This is a genomic window from Bacillus nakamurai, assembly GCF_001584325.1.
In the GTDB taxonomy this organism is placed as follows: domain Bacteria; phylum Bacillota; class Bacilli; order Bacillales; family Bacillaceae; genus Bacillus; species Bacillus nakamurai.
This window is the reverse complement of record NZ_LSAZ01000032.1, coordinates 1-15577: the sequence shown is the minus strand read 5'-3', so window position 1 is coordinate 15577 and position 15577 is coordinate 1. Positions and strand designations below refer to the sequence as shown.

The following is a 15577-nucleotide window of genomic DNA, read 5'->3' as shown; positions in this document are numbered from 1 at the left end:
ATTCTCCTTTAGTTAAAAAACACCCGATTCAGGGTGTTTTTTAACGTGAAGCGGCAGGAAGGGTAATGGTAACCACGGTGCCTTCTTCCAGCTCACTTTGAATGTCAATTGAGCCACCGTACATCAAAACGATACGCTTGCACACAACAAGCCCGAGACCGGTGCCTTTTTCCTTGGATGTCACAAACGGCAGAAAAATGTGCTGCAGCATGTCTTCAGAGATGCCCATTCCGTTGTCGACGACCTTAATCACTGCTTTATGATCGCGGGCATCTAAATAGATTGACAGCTTGCCGCCTTCCTGCATTGATTCGAGCGCGTTTTTTGCCACATTTAAGATTACCTGTTTAATATGGTCTTTCGTACAGTTGACCATCAGCGGACGATCAATAAGAATCTCCACCTCGACTTCCACATTATAGAGATTTCCTTCAGAATAAATGATCGGCATAATCTCATCGAGAATATCCTGAAGCGAGTTGACCTCCCACTTTTCCGCGGTCGGTTTGCCGAGCACCAAAAATTCACTCACGATCTGATTAATCCGTTTAATCTCCTGCTCAATAATAGAGAAATACAGCTGGTCTTCCTCGGTTTTATATTTTTTTTGCAAAAGCTGAATGAAGCCGCTGATTCCCGTAAGCGGATTGCGGATTTCATGGGCGGTGCTTGCGGCAAGCGTTCCGATCAGCTCGAGCTTTTGCGCCTCATTTTGAGCACGCTCCAGCTGGGTCTGGCGCTTCAGCAAATAATATTGAACGAGAATGAACAAAATATTAAGCAGCACGGCAATGCTTGACATTGGGAGCAGCACGCTTTTGGTCAATTCGTTCAACTCAACCGGTTTCGGATACACATTGATATTCCAGTTGATATCATCTAAATAACCGCTGACCGGTTTTGCGCCTTCTGATTGAACAGCATGTCCGCTGGCGAATATCACTTTTTTTTGGTTCATTACCTTCACATAAACATCAGGGCTCAGCATATGGATCATATTTCTCAAATAATCGACTTGGATGGCGGCAACTAAATAGGCCGTGACCTCCCGGTTTGCGTCTAAAACCGGGACACAGATCGTAAAAATGCGCTGGCCTGTAATTCTGCTGGAGTAGTCGTCTGTGATGACCGTTTTCTTCGTTTCTTTTGCTTTCGTAAAATACGGTCTGTCCGCCAGGTTCACTTTTGATTTCAGATCGGTTGTGCTCGCTATCACATCGCCTTTTGAGTTCAGCATGTAAAGCCCGCTGAATCTCGGTTCATCTTCAAAAGCCTGATCGAGAATTTCATTTATTTTTTCTTCATTGACCGGCTTATCGATTGCGATCGCAAGTGTTTTCATCCGGGCTTTTGTTTCACCTATTAAATAATTGAGCTTATTGCGGTGAAGATTAAGCATCATACTGGCTTCCTGTATGTGTTTATCGGCTATTTTCTGCTTTTCTTTTTCATAAATGAAAAAGCTGATAATAAGTGCCGGGATGATCACCAATATCAGATAAAGCTTGATCTTTCCCAGAGCACCTTTAAAAGTATTCAATCTGCATCGCTCCAACATAACACTTGAATAGAGGTATTATATCATTGTTTATACTGCTTTAATAAGAAAAAATAACCAAAATGATAGAAAAACAAGTTATTTTATTAAGGCTTTCCAAAAAGAAGAGAAATTTTGGAAACATTTTTGTTGACATTTTTCAGTTTGTTTATTAATGTTTCTCTGTAACGGTTTCTTTTGTAAAAGGATGATTGATTTATGACAGATAAGACAGAAAACTCATTGAAATTATTTATTGTACTATCACGTGCGTATCGCTCTATTAACGATCATATGAATAAACACATTCATAAGCACGGTCTGAATCCGACGGAATTTGCGGTGCTTGAGCTGCTATACCACAAAGGGGATCAGCCTCTGCAGCAAATCGGCGACAAAATTTTATTAGCGAGCGGAAGTATTACATACGTCGTCGACAAGCTGGAGAAAAAAGACCTCCTGATCCGAAAAGCCTCGCCGACTGACAGAAGAGTGACTTTCGCACGAATTTCAGAAAAGGGAATCCGTCTTTTGGATGATATTTTCCCGGATCACGCATCGGAGATAAAAGAAATGATCAGTGTGCTGAGTGAGGAAGAGATAGAAATGTGTACGGAGATGCTGAAAAGAGTAGGATTGAATGCAAAACATTTTCATCAGAAATAAAAAAGGAAGCCATTTGAAGGGCTTCCTTTTTTATATTATTGATTTTCGTCGGTTCCGGCATTTCTCGGCTGTATCAATACTTCAACGCGTCTGTTTTTGCTGCGTCCTTCTGCGGTTTTGTTAGATGCAATCGGCTTATATTCGCCAAAGCCCTTGGCGCTGAACACTTTTGCGTCCAATTTCGGATTCTCAGTGAGCAAAGCCATAAAGTTGACGGCTCTCATAACGCTTAAATGCCAGTTTGATTGGTATTCTGAGTTTTTAATCGGAACATTGTCCGTATGCCCGCTGATGATAATGTTGCGCGGCGGGTTCAGCACTAATAAATTTGAGATTTCCTTCGCAAGCGGGACATCTTCCTGGCGGATATCGGCTCTTCCCGAATCAAAGAAGATGCTGTCTTTAATGGTGATCAATAAGCCTTCGTGTGTCAGCTTCGTTTCAAGCTGATGCTCAAGCTTTTTATTTTTAATAAATTGATTGACTTGTTTCTGCACGCCTTTCAGCTCTTCACGGTCCGCCGCTTCATTTTCTTTCTTTTTTTTCTCTTTCTCTTTTTCCTTGTCTTTTTTTATCGTATCAATGCCGTCTTTTTCATTCTCAGGGGGCGTGACGCTTGAATATTCCAGAACGCCTGTGCCTCCCGTAAATACGGCGTTAAATGATTTAGAAAGCATTTGGAATTTCGCCGCATCAACAGAGCTTATGGCGAACAATACAATGAACAGAGCAAGGAGAAGGGTGAGAAGGTCAGCGTACGGGATCAGCCAAGACTCATCCACATGCTCGTCATCATGCTTCTTCTTCTTTTTTCTCGCCATTGTTTGACTCTCCTTCTTGTTCGCTCACTTTTGCACGTTCGTTTGCAGGAAGGTACATCAGAAGTTTTTGTTCAATTACTTTCGGCGCTTGACCCTCAAGCACGGAAAGGACTCCTTCAATCATGATCTCCCGCAGTTTGATTTCCTGTTTTGATTTGCGTTTCAGCTTGTTGGCGAAGGGGTGCCATAATACATACCCTGTAAAGATCCCGAGAAGGGTGGCGACAAACGCCGCACTGATGGCATGTCCGAGCGCCTCCGTGTTGTTCATGTTTGAAAGGGCGGCAATAAGGCCTATAACCGCACCCAATACGCCAAGTGTCGGCGCATATGTCCCGGCTTGTGTAAAGATTGCTGCGCCGGCCTGGTGTCTGTCTTCCATCGCTTCAACTTCCTCAGTCATAATATCTCTAATAAATTCTGCGCTTTGTCCGTCGACCGCCATGCTCAGACCGTTCTTTAAAAACGCGTCATCGACGTCTTCAATGCTTGCCTCCAGCGCGAGCAGGCCTTCACGTCTGGCAATTTGCGCCCATTGAGAAAACATAGGAATTAATTGCTCAATGGTCAGCTGTTTGTTTTCCTTAAACAGCACTTTAAAAAGAGCAGGCACTTTTTTAATTTCTTTGCCAGGAAATGCAATAATGACGGCAGAAATCGTACCGAACAAAATAATTAAAATAGCTGCCGGGTTAGCGAGCGCACTTAAGCTTACCCCTTTCAGCACCATGCCGACGCTTAAAGCGATCAAGGCAAGAATGATACCGATAATCGATGTTTTATCCATATTTTTCACCAAATCCTTTATACTAGCTTTCTATGGTTAATATCGGTGCCAGTGCTTGGAACTTTAGGGTGATTGGGAAATTGTTCTCGAATTATTCACAGCTTTCATCTTATATCATACCGCTGATACGCCATATAGCTGTTCTTGGAGAGGAAACTGATCACCAGGTAAGTAGGTACGGGAAGGCAAAAAAAAAAAAGCGGTCTCCGCATGGAAAACCGCTTTTTTATTATTTCGCCTGTACTTTAATGCTGTCATCTTCCAATATCACATGGAAGGTTTTGATTTCGTTATCTTCGAGTAATAGATCTGTCATTTCGTCTTCGATCCATTCTTGGATGGTTCTTCTGAGCGGACGTGCGCCGAAAGCAGGGTGATAGCCGATTTCAGCGATTTTTTCCTTCGCTTCATTCGTGACGTGCAAACTGATTCCGCGCTCTTTTAATGTGTCTTCAAGTTCTGCAAGCAGCAGGCTGACGATTTTAACGAGATGTTCTTTTTCAAGAGACTGGAATTCAATAATGCTGTCAAACCGGTTTAAAAATTCAGGTTTGAAGAACATGCTGAGTGAATCGATCAGCGTCTGCTCCTTCATCACGCTGTCATCTGATTGGAATCCGACTTTTGTCTGTTTTTCGCCGGTGCCCGCGTTGCTCGTCATAATCAAAATGGTATCTTTAAAGCTGACCGTTCTGCCTTGGCTGTCTGTCAAACGGCCGTCCTCCATAATTTGCAGGAACATATGCTGGACGTCAGGGTGGGCTTTTTCAATCTCATCAAGCAATACGATGCTGTATGGATTGCGGCGCACTTTTTCCGTTAATTGTCCGGCTTCATCATGTCCGACATAACCCGGAGGCGAACCGATAATTTTAGAAACGGCGTGTTTTTCCATGTATTCACTCATATCGAGGCGGATAATGGAATCTTTTGTGCCGAACAGTTCATCTGCGAGTGTTTTTGATAACTCGGTTTTTCCGACGCCGGTCGGTCCGACAAAGAGGAAGGAGCCGACAGGTCTATTTTTGGATTTCAAGCCGGCGCGGCTTCTTCTTACCGCTTTAGCCACTTTTTTAACAGCTGTTTCCTGGCCGATCACACGCTGATGAAGGTTTTCTTCAAGCTCTTTCATTTTTGTTTGTTCATCAGCTTGGAGTTTTCCGACGGGAATGCCCGTTTTTTGTTCGACGATGGCTTGAATGTGTTCCGCTCCCACTTCAGCTGATGAGGCGGGCGTTTCTTGTGCCAGCTGCTTTTCCAAAGCCGCTTCTTCGTCACGAAGTTTTGCAGCAAGCTCATAGTTCTCTTCTTGAAGCGCTTTTGTTTTTTCAGCTTCAATGGCAGAAAGTCTTTTAGCTGCTTCTTCTTCATTTAAAGTATCCAGCTGCAGATTTGCCTTTGACCCGGCTTCATCCAGAAGGTCAATCGCTTTATCCGGCAGATGGCGGTCCTGAATGTAGCGGGAAGAGAGTGTGACACACGCTTTAATTGCTTCATCGCTGAATGTGACGCCGTGGTACTTCTCATATTTATCTTTAATGCCTTCAAGAATGCTGATCGCTTGTTCTATAGAAGGTTCGTGAACCATTACAGGCTGGAAGCGTCTTTCAAGCGCCGCGTCCTTTTCGATTTGGCGGTACTCTTTCAGCGTCGTCGCCCCGATGACTTGCAGTTCGCCTCTGGCTAGAGCCGGTTTCAGGATATTTCCTGCATCCATTGATCCTTCAGCAGATCCGGCACCTACGAGAAGATGAATTTCATCAATGAACAGAATTGCGTTTTTCCGTTCTTTTAATTCGCTCATCAGCTGTTTCATTCTTTCTTCAAACTGGCCTCTGATCCCTGTATTGGCAACGAGGGAAGCGACATCCAGCAGGTAGAGCTCTTTGTTTTTTAGTTTATTCGGTACATCGCCTTCCGCGATTTTGAGCGCAAGGCCTTCTGCGATTGCTGTTTTACCGACACCTGGTTCTCCGATGAGGACCGGGTTGTTTTTATTGCGGCGGTTTAAAATTTCTATCACGCGCGCCACTTCATCATCGCGGCCGATAACAGGATCAATCAGGCCCGCTTTTGCGCCGTTTGTGATATTTTGCGCGAGTTCATCGAGCAATCCTTTTTTACGCTGAGACTGCTGTTCGATTTTATCAGGGTGAAAGGCTTGTTCAAATGGGAAACCGAATGATTGCGGCCCCATGCTCATAGACGGTTTGCGGGTTAATTCTGTATAACATGTTTCACATAAAACCAATTGTTTTTGAATCGAATTGACTTGCATGTTTAGGCGAATCGTCGCCTCGTTTTTCTGACAATGTTGACAACGCATTTGCCAAAACCTCCTTAGAAATGTTTGATCATCTTTGACCAATAGAGTTAGAAAATAAGGTCTTAGTTTGACCTTCTTTGATTAATAGTATACTCTGACCTTCTTTGACTTTCAAGTGTTTTGTTTTAAACCTTGTAAAATCAAAGTTTGTAATGCAGATCGGCCAATTCATAATGTTTGATTAATATTGACCAAAGGAATCAGAAAGAAAGTTTCTGACGTTGATCTTTCTTGTTGATGAGTATACGCCGCCGATTTTCTGCTTTCAATTTTTTTGCTTGAGGAGGAAATTTAAATCTGTTTTCTCAGGTAAACACGATTTATTCTTCTTTTCATGCAACTTGTCTCATAGGCTGATAAAAAGGCCTGGACAAAACTGCGTTTAGCCGGAGGGTGAAATGGGACAATCAAAAGGGTCTGCAAGTCAGCTTGCATTTGTATACGTAGGGACGGTTGTAGGGGCCGGTTTCGCCACGGGGCGCGAAATCGTTGAGTTTTTTCTGAGGTTTGGCTGGATCGGTCTGTTCGGCATTGTAGTGAGCGGTCTGATGTTTACTTTTTTAGGCGCAAAAATAATGATCATTTCAAAGCGGATCAATGCAGCGTCTTATCAAGAAGTAAATAATTATTTATTCGGCCAGTCCGTCGGGCGCATTGTCAACATGTTTATGATGTTTATTCTGTTAGGGGTGACCTCTGTCATGCTGTCCGGTGCGGGGGCGCTGTTTCATGAACAGCTTGGCTGGACCGCCCAAGCCGGAATTCTTTTGACAATCGGGCTGAGCTTTGCCGTCATGACAAGCGGCGTCAAAGGCGTTTTCGGTGTCAATGTATTAGTTGTGCCGCTGTTACTTTCTTTTTCTTTTATTGTGGCTGCCGATTCATTTGTGTTTACAACCACGAGGAACGCGGAGGAATGGGTATGGCCTGACAGATGGAATTGGCTTTTGTCCGCCGTTTCGTACGGCGCTTTAAATCTATCGCTGGCCCAAGCTGTCCTTGTACCCCTTGCGAACGAAATGTCATCAGAAAAGGTGATCAGAAGAGGGGCTTATTTAGGCGGCGGTTTGCTTACGCTTGTGCTTTTCGCAAGCTTTTTGTCCTTGTCGGTGCTTCCGCATGTGCTGGAATATGAGATTCCGATGGCTCAAGTCGTCTATTTATTTTCCCGCTCCCTGCATATCATTTATTTGTTTATTATTTTTGGTGAAGTATTTACATCGGTAATCGGCAATTTATACGGTTTGGAAAAACAATTGAACAGCTTTCTTCATATAAAGAGTACATATATTTACGGCGGCATTTTAATATTTGCTTATATTGTCAGTCAAATCGGCTACGGCCACCTGATTTCAACGGTTTATCCGCTGTTTGGATATGTCAGCCTTGCTTTTATCGGTGCGCTGGTTTGTAAAAAAACGCCTAGAAAAATATGAGTGAAAAGAGACTATTGTCTGTTTTTTTGAAAAATTCCCCTTCTTTTTTCCTGCCATTTCTGTATAATGAATTGGGAAATGATGGGGAGGAGTATTGAGTGAAAGACTTTCGGTTTTTAGGCTTCATTTTTATTGGTATCGGTATTCTCTTTTTTTTACAGAAGGCAGGGGTTATCCACATAGCGGCTGCCTCGGCTTGGCCGTTTCTTTTCATTATGTTATCCGCAGGTTTTCATGCCGGGTTTTTATTCACGGGCAAAGCATCCGACAAAGCGGGGCTGCTCGTTCCGGGCGGAATTACCCTGGTGCTGGGATGTCTGTTTTGTTTTGAAACCGCAACAGGATGGGCGTATGCTAGCATCACTTGGCCTGTATATATATGGGCTCCAGCTCTCGGACTTTTTGAACTGTGGTTCTTCGGAGGAAGAAAAACGGGCGTGTTGATCCCTGTGTTTATCCTGTCAGCCGTCGGGGCTGTATGTTTTGCCGGCATGCTTATGGCAGAGGCATGGCCGCTTCTGATCATTCTCGTATCGCTTATTTTTCATATCAGTGCATTTTTGTATCCGCAAAAAAGAACGGGGCTTCTTATCCCAGGCGGTATATTGCTGATTACAGGCGGTTTATTATGGTTTGAAACGTTAACGGATTGGGCGTACGCAGATGTAACATGGCCGGTCTATCTCTTTGCCGTTTCGTTCGGGCTGTTTGAAAGCTGGCTGTTCGGCAAAAAGCAAAAAGGGCTGCTCATTGCATCGGCTGTTCTTGTTTGTATAGGGATTTTTGGCATATTCAGCAATACAAATGCTGTGATAAACGAACATGGATGGCCCGCTATCCTTATTTTGTTTGGTATTGCTTTTCATATCCCGATTTTCAGCTCTAAACCGGTGAAAAACGCAGGACTTCTTGTGCCGGGCGGCATATTGCTGATTACGGGCGTCTTGTTTTTCTTCGAAGTCGCAACTAATTGGTCATATTCCGGTGTGACTTGGCCTGTTTACCTGTTAGCGGCTGCTTTCGGTTTATTCGAACTGTGGCTGTTTGGCGGGAAACAAAAGGCGCTGCTGATTCCGATAACGGTGCTGACGCTGACGGCATTATGTTTTATCATGATGTATCAATTGGTATTCCCGGTGTCTGTCTTCTGGCCTGTCTTATTTATCCTGATCGGAATTATGCTGATGGTGTTTCCCGGGAAAAAACGAAGAGTTTAAATCAGCTCTTTATGAGGCGGCCTGAACTTTGTTTCAGGCTGTCTTTTTTTATTGTCAATGGAAACTTAATTATGGTATGATAGCAGGAGTGAAAAAATGAAAAAAATCCGTATTTCTGCGGGAGAGGTTCTAGCTACACCCTCTATAAAAAACTAAGGACGAGCTGTATCCTTGGATACGGTCTTTTTTTATGTTTTTTATGGCGCCTTTTCCGAGAAAGGCGCTTTTTTATATGAAGAATGTAAATAAGGGAGAGAACAGATATGAAAAAAGAAAAAGCGGTTGTCGTCTTCAGCGGAGGACAGGACAGCACGACTTGTTTATTATGGGCTTTACAGAACTTTGAAGAAGTAGAAACTGTAACATTCCATTATAATCAGCGCCATCAAGAAGAAATTGATGTGGCAAAGGCCATTGCTGAAAAGCTCGGCGTCAAAAATCACTTGCTTGATATGTCCCTTTTAAACCAGCTTGCGCCAAACGCGCTGACAAGGGACGATATAGAAATCGAAGCGAAAGACGGGGAATTGCCGACAACCTTTGTGCCGGGACGCAATCTCGTGTTCTTATCATTTGCTTCTATTCTTGCGTATCAAATCGGTGCGCGCCACATTATAACAGGTGTTTGTGAGACTGACTTCAGCGGCTACCCAGACTGCCGTGACGAGTTTGTGAAATCCTGCAACGTTACCGTCAATTTGGCGATGGAAAAACCATTTGTTATTCACACACCGCTCATGTGGCTGAACAAAGCGGAAACATGGAAGCTTGCCGATGAGCTTGATGCGCTTGATTTTGTAAAAAACAACACACTGACGTGCTATAACGGCATTATTGCGGACGGCTGCGGCGAATGTCCGGCATGTCTGCTCCGCAATAAAGGCTACGATGAATATATGAAAATGAAAGGGGAGCGGAAGTAATTGCTTTCTCAAATTTACCCGCAGGCTCAGCATTCTTACTCATTTGAATTGAACAAAGACATGCACATTTCCGCCGCGCACTTTATTCCCCGTGAAAGTGCCGGAGCGTGCAGCAGAGTGCACGGGCACACGTATACCGTAAATATTACCGTTGCCGGGGATGAATTAGATGATTCAGGATTTCTCGTAAATTTCAGCGTGCTGAAAAAATTGGTGCACGGCGCTTACGATCATACGTTGCTGAATGATCATGACGAATTTTCCGATGATGACAGGTACTCATTGCCGACGACGGAAGTTGTGGCGAAAACGATTTATGATAAGGTTCAAGCCTATCTTGAAACATTGGAGAATAAACCGGTTTGTGTGCAAATTTTTGTCAGAGAAACACCGACAAGCTATTGCGTGTACCGCCCGAAAAAAGGTGATGTGAATGGCTAAAGGAATTCCGGTTTTAGAAATTTTCGGGCCGACGATACAAGGGGAAGGCATGGTCATCGGCCAGAAAACCATGTTCGTCCGCACGGCCGGCTGCGACTATTCCTGCAGCTGGTGCGATTCCGCTTTTACGTGGGACGGATCAGCCAAAAAAGATATCCGCTGGATGACGGCGGAAGACATTTATCATGAGCTGAGAGAAATCGGCGGAAACGCCTTTTCTCATGTCACCATTTCCGGCGGAAACCCGGCGCTGTTAAAGCAGCTTGACGCGTTTATTTTGTTATTGAAACAGCATGATGTGCGCGCCGCTTTAGAAACGCAAGGAACCGTCTATCAGGATTGGTTTACGTTAATTGATGACTTGACGATTTCTCCGAAGCCGCCGAGCTCGGGAATGACGACCGATTTTAACAAGCTGGATTATATTTTGTCTTCTCTTGAAGCGGCAAACAGGCGCCATGCGGTCAGTTTAAAAGTCGTCATTTTTAATGATGAGGATCTGGCATTTGCGAAAACCGTTCATAAACGATATCCGGGTATTCCGTTTTATCTGCAAGTCGGAAATGACAACGTCCATACGACAGATGACCAAGCGTTAATCACGCATCTGCTCGGAAAATATGAAAAACTCGTTGACATGGTTTCTGCAGATTCAGAATTGAATCTTGTCAGAGTCCTGCCCCAGCTGCATACACTGCTTTGGGGAAACAAACGGGGAGTATAAGAGAAAGGGAGATTCATATGACTAGAAAAGATTCAGAATTAGAAGGAGTTACGCTCCTGGGAAATCAAGGGACAAACTATTTATTTGAATATGCGCCGGAGGTTTTGGAGTCCTTTCCGAATAAACACGTCAACCGTGATTATTTCGTTAAATTCAATTGCCCTGAATTTACGTCGCTTTGCCCGAAAACGGGACAGCCGGACTTCGCAACGATTTACATCAGCTACATTCCGGACGAAAAAATGGTAGAAAGCAAATCGCTGAAGCTTTATCTTTTCAGCTTCCGCAATCACGGAGATTTCCACGAGGATTGCATGAACATTATCATGAATGACCTGATTGAGCTGATGGACCCGCGCTACATCGAAGTTTGGGGGAAATTTACGCCGCGAGGAGGCATTTCAATTGACCCTTACACAAACTACGGCAGACCGGGAACGAAATATGAACAAATGGCTGAGCATCGTATGATGAATCATGATATGTATCCTGAAACGATTGATAATCGATAATTGGATCTAAGCCCCCGTCTTTTTGGCGGGGGTTTTTGCATGGGTTTTACTGGGCAGTCCGGATGATAGGGAATTGTAATAATGCAATACGAAGCTCCAAGTATCAAACTGGATCCCATGGATAAAAAGATTTCGGTTTAAAAAAGACGAGTAAACCCGGGGGGATTGTACTCGCCGCTACATCACATGACGGGTGCTGGATGGCAGCTCGTCTGTTTTATTATAAAATAGAGAACATACGTTTGTAAACACCTTCACTTAAATAATTCACTTTGTGAAAGCAGATCAATTGTAAACCAATCAGCTGCGTGATAGCATGTCCTGTAAAAAGAAGGAGTGAACATCATGGAACCCCTGCTTTTAAACGGTGTAAGGCTGAATATGTATGACTGTAAAGAAGGGACGGGCAAAAGCGGCCGTGTCATTTCATTTGTATTAAAGGTGACCAGTGAAACGTATCATGATATCGCCGTCCTTCTGTATGAAAAAACCTTCGAGGTGCAGGCCCCTGAGCGGGGGCTCGATTTCCGCGGTGAAATCACCAACTATTATACGTCGATGACAAACCTTTATCGGGAAGGTGAGACCGGGGACTTTTTTATTGAGCTGACTGAGGTCTGACTTCATGTGAAAAAGCTGCCGGGCGGCAGCTTTTGAAAAGCGTGCGGGATATGTAAAGTGTTCGGATCGCGTGCTGGGGGTTAAATGGAGTCTTTGATGATTTTATAGTTTTTATGATTGACGACAGTGAGGGAATCTAATTCAAGATTACGATAATTATCCATGATGGTTACGTCAACGATGACGGAGTTTTCATTTACCTTTTCAACAATACCGGTTAATCCGTTTTTAAATTCAATGACGTTTCCAACCTTTGCAATTTTCACGAGCTTCCTCTCCTTTATCATAATTCCTGTTTGAAAATATTTTGCAGTATTTTCTTTAAGAAGTAAAGCAATATGGGTATTGTTCCGCTTATTCATTGTCCGGACGCGGCAAAGATGGTATATTGTTTTTCGTTAATATGCAGAAAAAAGGGGCTGTTTTTAATTGCTGCCGGAAGAAATTACAGAACGTATCAATCAAATCCGCACCGGGGAAATTCCGGAATTCAGGGTGCAAAAAGAACACTTTCTTGCGTTTCGGGCTGTTTTATCAAAACAGGAGGATTTTAAGCATTTTCGCGGGATTGCCCAGCAAGGCGGAGATGTCATATTCCAATATTTAGAACAGCCAAGAAGCTGAAGGCTCCTCGAATGTGAGGAGCCTTTTTTATTTTCAGACGCTGATTTCATCTTCTTGTAACAGATGTAAACAAATTGTAAAATTCCTCCGATGGATGTTTTTACAACTATTTGGTTATTTTTATGGGAGCCACAGCTGTTTTCTTGGCAATAACAAGGCTGTTATAGAACTTTTTCCAGCATAATAGCTGTTTGGGAGAACTGGAAAATCTTTAACCGTGAATTTGAGTGCGGCTCTTGTTAAGGTAGTGAAGTATTTTAAGGAGGAAATCGTATGACGACAAAATTTGCTGCCTTGGCTGTTTTTTTTCTTTGTTTTATGCCTGCAACAAAAATTGAACATACACAAGCCCTATTTACTTTAACAAAGAAGCCAAAGCAAGAAAGCACTTCATTGGTTAATCATATAAATCGAAATAGCGCCGTTCCCAAACTGGCAAATGCTGATCATAAGCATTCTATCAATACGATCGAGCTGACATCGCATACAGAGAAAAAAGCCAAGCCGGAGCCGGCTGAGCATCATCCGCCTAAAAAGGTTTATTCCCAAGCCGACAGAGAACTTCTGTCCCGTCTCGTTTACGCAGAAGCGAAGGGCGAGTCTTATAAAGGGAAAGTGGCTGTGGCGAGCGTGGTGCTGAACCGTACCGAAAAGCACGGCTTTCCCGACACCATTCGGGGCGTTATTTATCAAAGGAACGCATTTGAACCGGTATCGAACGGAAGTATAAATCAAAAACCGGATAAGGATTCCGTTGCCGCGGCAAAAGAGGCGATGGAAAACCAGGGCAGAGAAACAAAGGCATTGTATTTCTACAATCCGAAAACGGCTTCTGACAACTGGATCCGTTCCAGAAAAATCATAGAAAGAATCGGCAGACACGTATTTGCCATGTAAGCATAGCGGGATGAAGTCCCGGCTATGCTTTTTTTCAATTTTAAGAAATCGAAAATATTTTCAGAACTTGTCTCATATGATGGTGGAAGAACGAGAGACAAGGAGAGACACCATGAATCGATTTGTAAAAGGGATTATCCTTTTATCCATTGCCGCCTTTTTCGCTGAATGCCTGGAATTTGTAGTGAATATGATATTGGCACGGGAGCTTGGCGAGCATGGAATGGGGCTTTATATGAGTATTCTGCCCACCATTTTTTTGATTATCGTGATAGCGAGCCTCGAGCTTCCGATCTCAATTTCGAAATTTATTGCTGAATCAAACCAGAAGCTGCATGAAAGCATGCTCCGGCATGCATTTCGAATGACCGCCGTATTTACCGCTTTTTCGACCGCCGCTGCCAGCATCGCGCTGCCGTTTATCCCTGTTTTTGATACGTATCATCCTTTTATCAAAGGGATTGTTATCGGCCTGATTCCCATTGTGGCTTTCACATCCATCGCCAGAGGTTATTTTATGGGTGTGCAGCAAATGGGGAAAATCGCTGTTGCGAATGTCCTGAAAAAAATCATACAAGTGCTGTGTCTGTTTGTATTTTTTCAATGGTACTCTTTTGAAATTGACATGGCGGTTCTCATTTCATTGTTTGTGCTTGTCGCTAGCGATGTCGTGGTGTTCGTTTACTTGTATACGCAGTTTATTTTGGCGCGGAGGACGATTTCCGGCCATCAGCATATCCATCTGCGCGGCAGGGATGTACGGAAACGTCTTTTGGCCGTTTCGATTCCGACAACGGGATTGCGCATTTTTCACGCCGTGACCAATGCGATTGAACCTTTTTTGGTGAAAGCGGCGCTTTTGGCGGCGGGGGCTGCCGGAACAGCGGCGATTGATCAATACGGCATGCTTGCCGGGGTAGCGATAACGATCGGTTCTTTTCCCGCGTTTATCGCCCATTCATTAATGGTGGTCATGATTCCGAGTATTTCTGAAGCGTACGCGCTTTCTCAATATGATATTGTATTGAAACGGCTGAGGCAGTCGATTTTTATTACATTCGGCTACGGCATTCCGGCAGTCTGGGTGATGTTTCAATTCGCCGGCCCGCTGACCCATCTTTTTTTTCAATCTCCGGAAGCACAATTTTATTTGCAGCTGTTATGGCCATACTTTCTTTTTCACCTGTTTGTCATGCCGCTTCAGGCTTGCCTGATCGGAATCGGCCATGTGAAAACGGCTTTTTTCCATAACGTGTGGAGCCATATTGTTGCCCTGACGATGATGTATGTGCTTGGTTCTATGCCGAATCTCCAAATGCTCGGCATTATTCTCGGAATGAATACGGGCATGATTCTTTTGACAAGTTTACATTACACGACGATTTGCAAAGAGCTCGGTGTTTCTGTATTTCTTACAGGCGGGGGCAGATCGCCTCGCATCGAAAGCTGAAAAAGCTGATACATTTCAATAAGGAAGGGCAAGCTATCTGAAACGCATGAAAGGAAGATCATATGCTGAAAAATCGCCTTATTGTATGTGCAGCTCTTTTCATACTTGCCGCAGTCTGGATGCCTGAAGCAAAAGCCGCAGCCGGAAAGCAGGCTGTTCCCGCAGTCTTTCTGATGAAAACGATTGAAGGAGACGATATTTCAATCCCGCACAAAGGCCGGAAAACGATTTTGCATTTCTGGACGTCATGGTGTCCGCCGTGTAAAAAAGAACTGCCGCAGTTTCAAACTTATTATGAAAAACATCATTCTGATCAAGTGAGCCTTGTGACGGTTAATCTGGTAAACGCTGAACAAAACAAGCAGGCCGTTCAAAACTTTGTAAACCAACACCACCTTACATTCCCGATCGTTCTCGATTCCAGAGGCGAGCTGATGAAGGAATACCGTATCATCACAATTCCGACTTCGTTTCTGCTGAATGAAAAAGGAGAAATCGAAAAAACGGTTGTCGGCCCGATGACAGCCTCACAGTTAAAAAAGTGGTCAGAGCAATAAAAAGCTGAGAGGATTTTAAGACTGACCCCCGTTTTTGA

17 protein-coding genes and 1 riboswitch are annotated in these 15577 nt (G+C 43.9%); of the genes, 12 read left to right on the top strand and 5 right to left on the bottom strand.

Annotation, left to right across the window (positions count from 1 at the left end; all coding sequences use genetic code 11):
• Positions 1–40: 40 nt before the first annotated feature.
• The gene (locus AXI59_RS13780) at positions 41–1558 is read right to left on the bottom strand and encodes an ATP-binding protein (protein WP_061528530.1); all 1518 of its coding nucleotides are present in this window, start codon (positions 1556–1558) and stop codon (positions 41–43) included.
• A gap of 198 nt (positions 1559–1756) precedes the next feature.
• Here AXI59_RS13780 and mhqR point away from each other — a divergent pair, with 198 nt between their 5' ends.
• The gene (gene mhqR, locus AXI59_RS13775; RefSeq protein WP_061523539.1) at positions 1757–2203 is read left to right on the top strand and encodes a MarR family transcriptional regulator MhqR; all 447 of its coding nucleotides are present in this window, start codon (positions 1757–1759) and stop codon (positions 2201–2203) included.
• 35 nt (positions 2204–2238) lie between these two features.
• On the opposite strand, the gene motB is transcribed toward mhqR, so the two are convergent.
• From motB to clpE, 3 genes are all read right to left on the bottom strand, one after another.
• The gene (motB, locus tag AXI59_RS13770; protein ID WP_061528529.1) at positions 2239–3024 is read right to left on the bottom strand and encodes a flagellar motor protein MotB; all 786 of its coding nucleotides are present in this window, start codon (positions 3022–3024) and stop codon (positions 2239–2241) included.
• On the bottom strand, positions 2996–3811 hold the full coding sequence (motA, locus tag AXI59_RS13765) for a flagellar motor stator protein MotA (RefSeq protein ID WP_061523541.1): 816 nt from the start codon (positions 3809–3811) through the stop codon (positions 2996–2998). The genes motB and motA overlap by 29 nt, the downstream gene beginning before the upstream one ends.
• A gap of 229 nt (positions 3812–4040) precedes the next feature.
• On the bottom strand, positions 4041–6137 hold the full coding sequence (gene clpE / locus AXI59_RS13760; protein WP_061523542.1) for an ATP-dependent protease ATP-binding subunit ClpE: 2097 nt from the start codon (positions 6135–6137) through the stop codon (positions 4041–4043).
• A 398-nt stretch (positions 6138–6535) separates the two neighbouring features.
• Between clpE and AXI59_RS13755 the strand changes: the two genes are divergently transcribed.
• The 7 genes from AXI59_RS13755 to AXI59_RS13725 all read left to right on the top strand — a co-directional run bounded on the left by AXI59_RS13755 (position 6536) and on the right by AXI59_RS13725 (position 12011).
• On the top strand, positions 6536–7573 hold the full coding sequence (locus AXI59_RS13755; RefSeq protein ID WP_061523543.1) for a YkvI family membrane protein: 1038 nt from the start codon (positions 6536–6538) through the stop codon (positions 7571–7573).
• Positions 7574–7671: 98 nt separating this feature from the next.
• Positions 7672–8790, top strand: coding sequence for a hypothetical protein (locus AXI59_RS13750; protein WP_061528528.1), 1119 nt, complete (start codon positions 7672–7674; stop codon positions 8788–8790).
• 117 nt (positions 8791–8907) lie between these two features.
• Positions 8908–8952: riboswitch (PreQ1 riboswitch) on the top strand.
• A 101-nt stretch (positions 8953–9053) separates the two neighbouring features.
• Positions 9054–9713 carry a 7-cyano-7-deazaguanine synthase QueC gene (gene queC, locus AXI59_RS13745; RefSeq protein ID WP_061528527.1) on the top strand — a complete coding sequence of 220 codons (660 nt, stop codon included), beginning with the start codon at positions 9054–9056 and terminating at the stop codon, positions 9711–9713.
• Positions 9714–10154: a 6-carboxytetrahydropterin synthase QueD gene (gene queD, locus AXI59_RS13740; RefSeq protein WP_061523546.1), complete on the top strand. Its 441-nt coding sequence runs from the start codon at positions 9714–9716 to the stop codon at positions 10152–10154.
• Positions 10147–10878: a 7-carboxy-7-deazaguanine synthase QueE gene (gene queE / locus AXI59_RS13735; RefSeq protein ID WP_061523547.1), complete on the top strand. Its 732-nt coding sequence runs from the start codon at positions 10147–10149 to the stop codon at positions 10876–10878. Before queD ends, queE begins: the two co-directional genes overlap by 8 nt.
• Before the next feature lie 17 nt (positions 10879–10895).
• Positions 10896–11390: a preQ(1) synthase gene (gene queF / locus AXI59_RS13730; RefSeq protein ID WP_061523548.1), complete on the top strand. Its 495-nt coding sequence runs from the start codon at positions 10896–10898 to the stop codon at positions 11388–11390.
• Positions 11391–11735: 345 nt separating this feature from the next.
• Positions 11736–12011, top strand: coding sequence for a DUF3219 family protein (locus AXI59_RS13725; RefSeq protein ID WP_061523549.1), 276 nt, complete (start codon positions 11736–11738; stop codon positions 12009–12011).
• Between the two features lie 80 nt (positions 12012–12091).
• Here the strand turns inward: AXI59_RS13725 and AXI59_RS13720 are convergent, their stop codons facing one another.
• A complete protein-coding gene (locus AXI59_RS13720; protein ID WP_061523550.1) occupies positions 12092–12277 on the bottom strand; it encodes a YkvS family protein in 186 nt (61 codons plus the stop codon).
• Positions 12278–12440: 163 nt separating this feature from the next.
• Here AXI59_RS13720 and AXI59_RS13715 point away from each other — a divergent pair, with 163 nt between their 5' ends.
• The 4 genes from AXI59_RS13715 to stoA all read left to right on the top strand — a co-directional run bounded on the left by AXI59_RS13715 (position 12441) and on the right by stoA (position 15539).
• Complete coding sequence (locus AXI59_RS13715) at positions 12441–12635, top strand: hypothetical protein (protein ID WP_061523551.1); 195 nt, start codon at positions 12441–12443, stop codon at positions 12633–12635.
• A gap of 273 nt (positions 12636–12908) precedes the next feature.
• On the top strand, positions 12909–13532 hold the full coding sequence (locus AXI59_RS13710) for a cell wall hydrolase (RefSeq protein ID WP_061528526.1): 624 nt from the start codon (positions 12909–12911) through the stop codon (positions 13530–13532).
• Positions 13533–13644: 112 nt separating this feature from the next.
• Positions 13645–14982 (top strand): polysaccharide biosynthesis protein, encoded by a 1338-nt coding sequence (locus AXI59_RS13705; RefSeq protein WP_061523553.1) that lies wholly within the window; start codon positions 13645–13647, stop codon positions 14980–14982.
• A 62-nt stretch (positions 14983–15044) separates the two neighbouring features.
• A complete protein-coding gene (stoA, locus tag AXI59_RS13700) occupies positions 15045–15539 on the top strand; it encodes an endospore biogenesis thiol-disulfide oxidoreductase StoA (protein WP_061523554.1) in 495 nt (164 codons plus the stop codon).
• The last annotated feature ends 38 nt before the right edge of the window (positions 15540–15577 follow it).

Bases quoted from the DNA above. Each gene is read 5' to 3' on its own strand.
- AXI59_RS13780 (WP_061528530.1), bottom strand. From the start codon at position 1,558: ATGTTGGAGCGATGCAGATTGAATACTTTTAAAGGTGCTCTGGGAAAG.
- mhqR (WP_061523539.1), top strand. From the start codon at position 1,757: ATGACAGATAAGACAGAAAACTCATTGAAATTATTTATTGTACTATCA.
- motB (WP_061528529.1), bottom strand. From the start codon at position 3,024: ATGGCGAGAAAAAAGAAGAAGAAGCATGATGACGAGCATGTGGATGAG.
- motA (WP_061523541.1), bottom strand. From the start codon at position 3,811: ATGGATAAAACATCGATTATCGGTATCATTCTTGCCTTGATCGCTTTA.
- clpE (WP_061523542.1), bottom strand. From the start codon at position 6,137: ATGCGTTGTCAACATTGTCAGAAAAACGAGGCGACGATTCGCCTAAAC.
- AXI59_RS13755 (WP_061523543.1), top strand. From the start codon at position 6,536: ATGGGACAATCAAAAGGGTCTGCAAGTCAGCTTGCATTTGTATACGTA.
- queC (WP_061528527.1), top strand. From the start codon at position 9,054: ATGAAAAAAGAAAAAGCGGTTGTCGTCTTCAGCGGAGGACAGGACAGC.
- queE (WP_061523547.1), top strand. From the start codon at position 10,147: ATGGCTAAAGGAATTCCGGTTTTAGAAATTTTCGGGCCGACGATACAA.
- queF (WP_061523548.1), top strand. From the start codon at position 10,896: ATGACTAGAAAAGATTCAGAATTAGAAGGAGTTACGCTCCTGGGAAAT.
- AXI59_RS13725 (WP_061523549.1), top strand. From the start codon at position 11,736: ATGGAACCCCTGCTTTTAAACGGTGTAAGGCTGAATATGTATGACTGT.
- AXI59_RS13710 (WP_061528526.1), top strand. From the start codon at position 12,909: ATGACGACAAAATTTGCTGCCTTGGCTGTTTTTTTTCTTTGTTTTATG.
- AXI59_RS13705 (WP_061523553.1), top strand. From the start codon at position 13,645: ATGAATCGATTTGTAAAAGGGATTATCCTTTTATCCATTGCCGCCTTT.
- stoA (WP_061523554.1), top strand. From the start codon at position 15,045: ATGCTGAAAAATCGCCTTATTGTATGTGCAGCTCTTTTCATACTTGCC.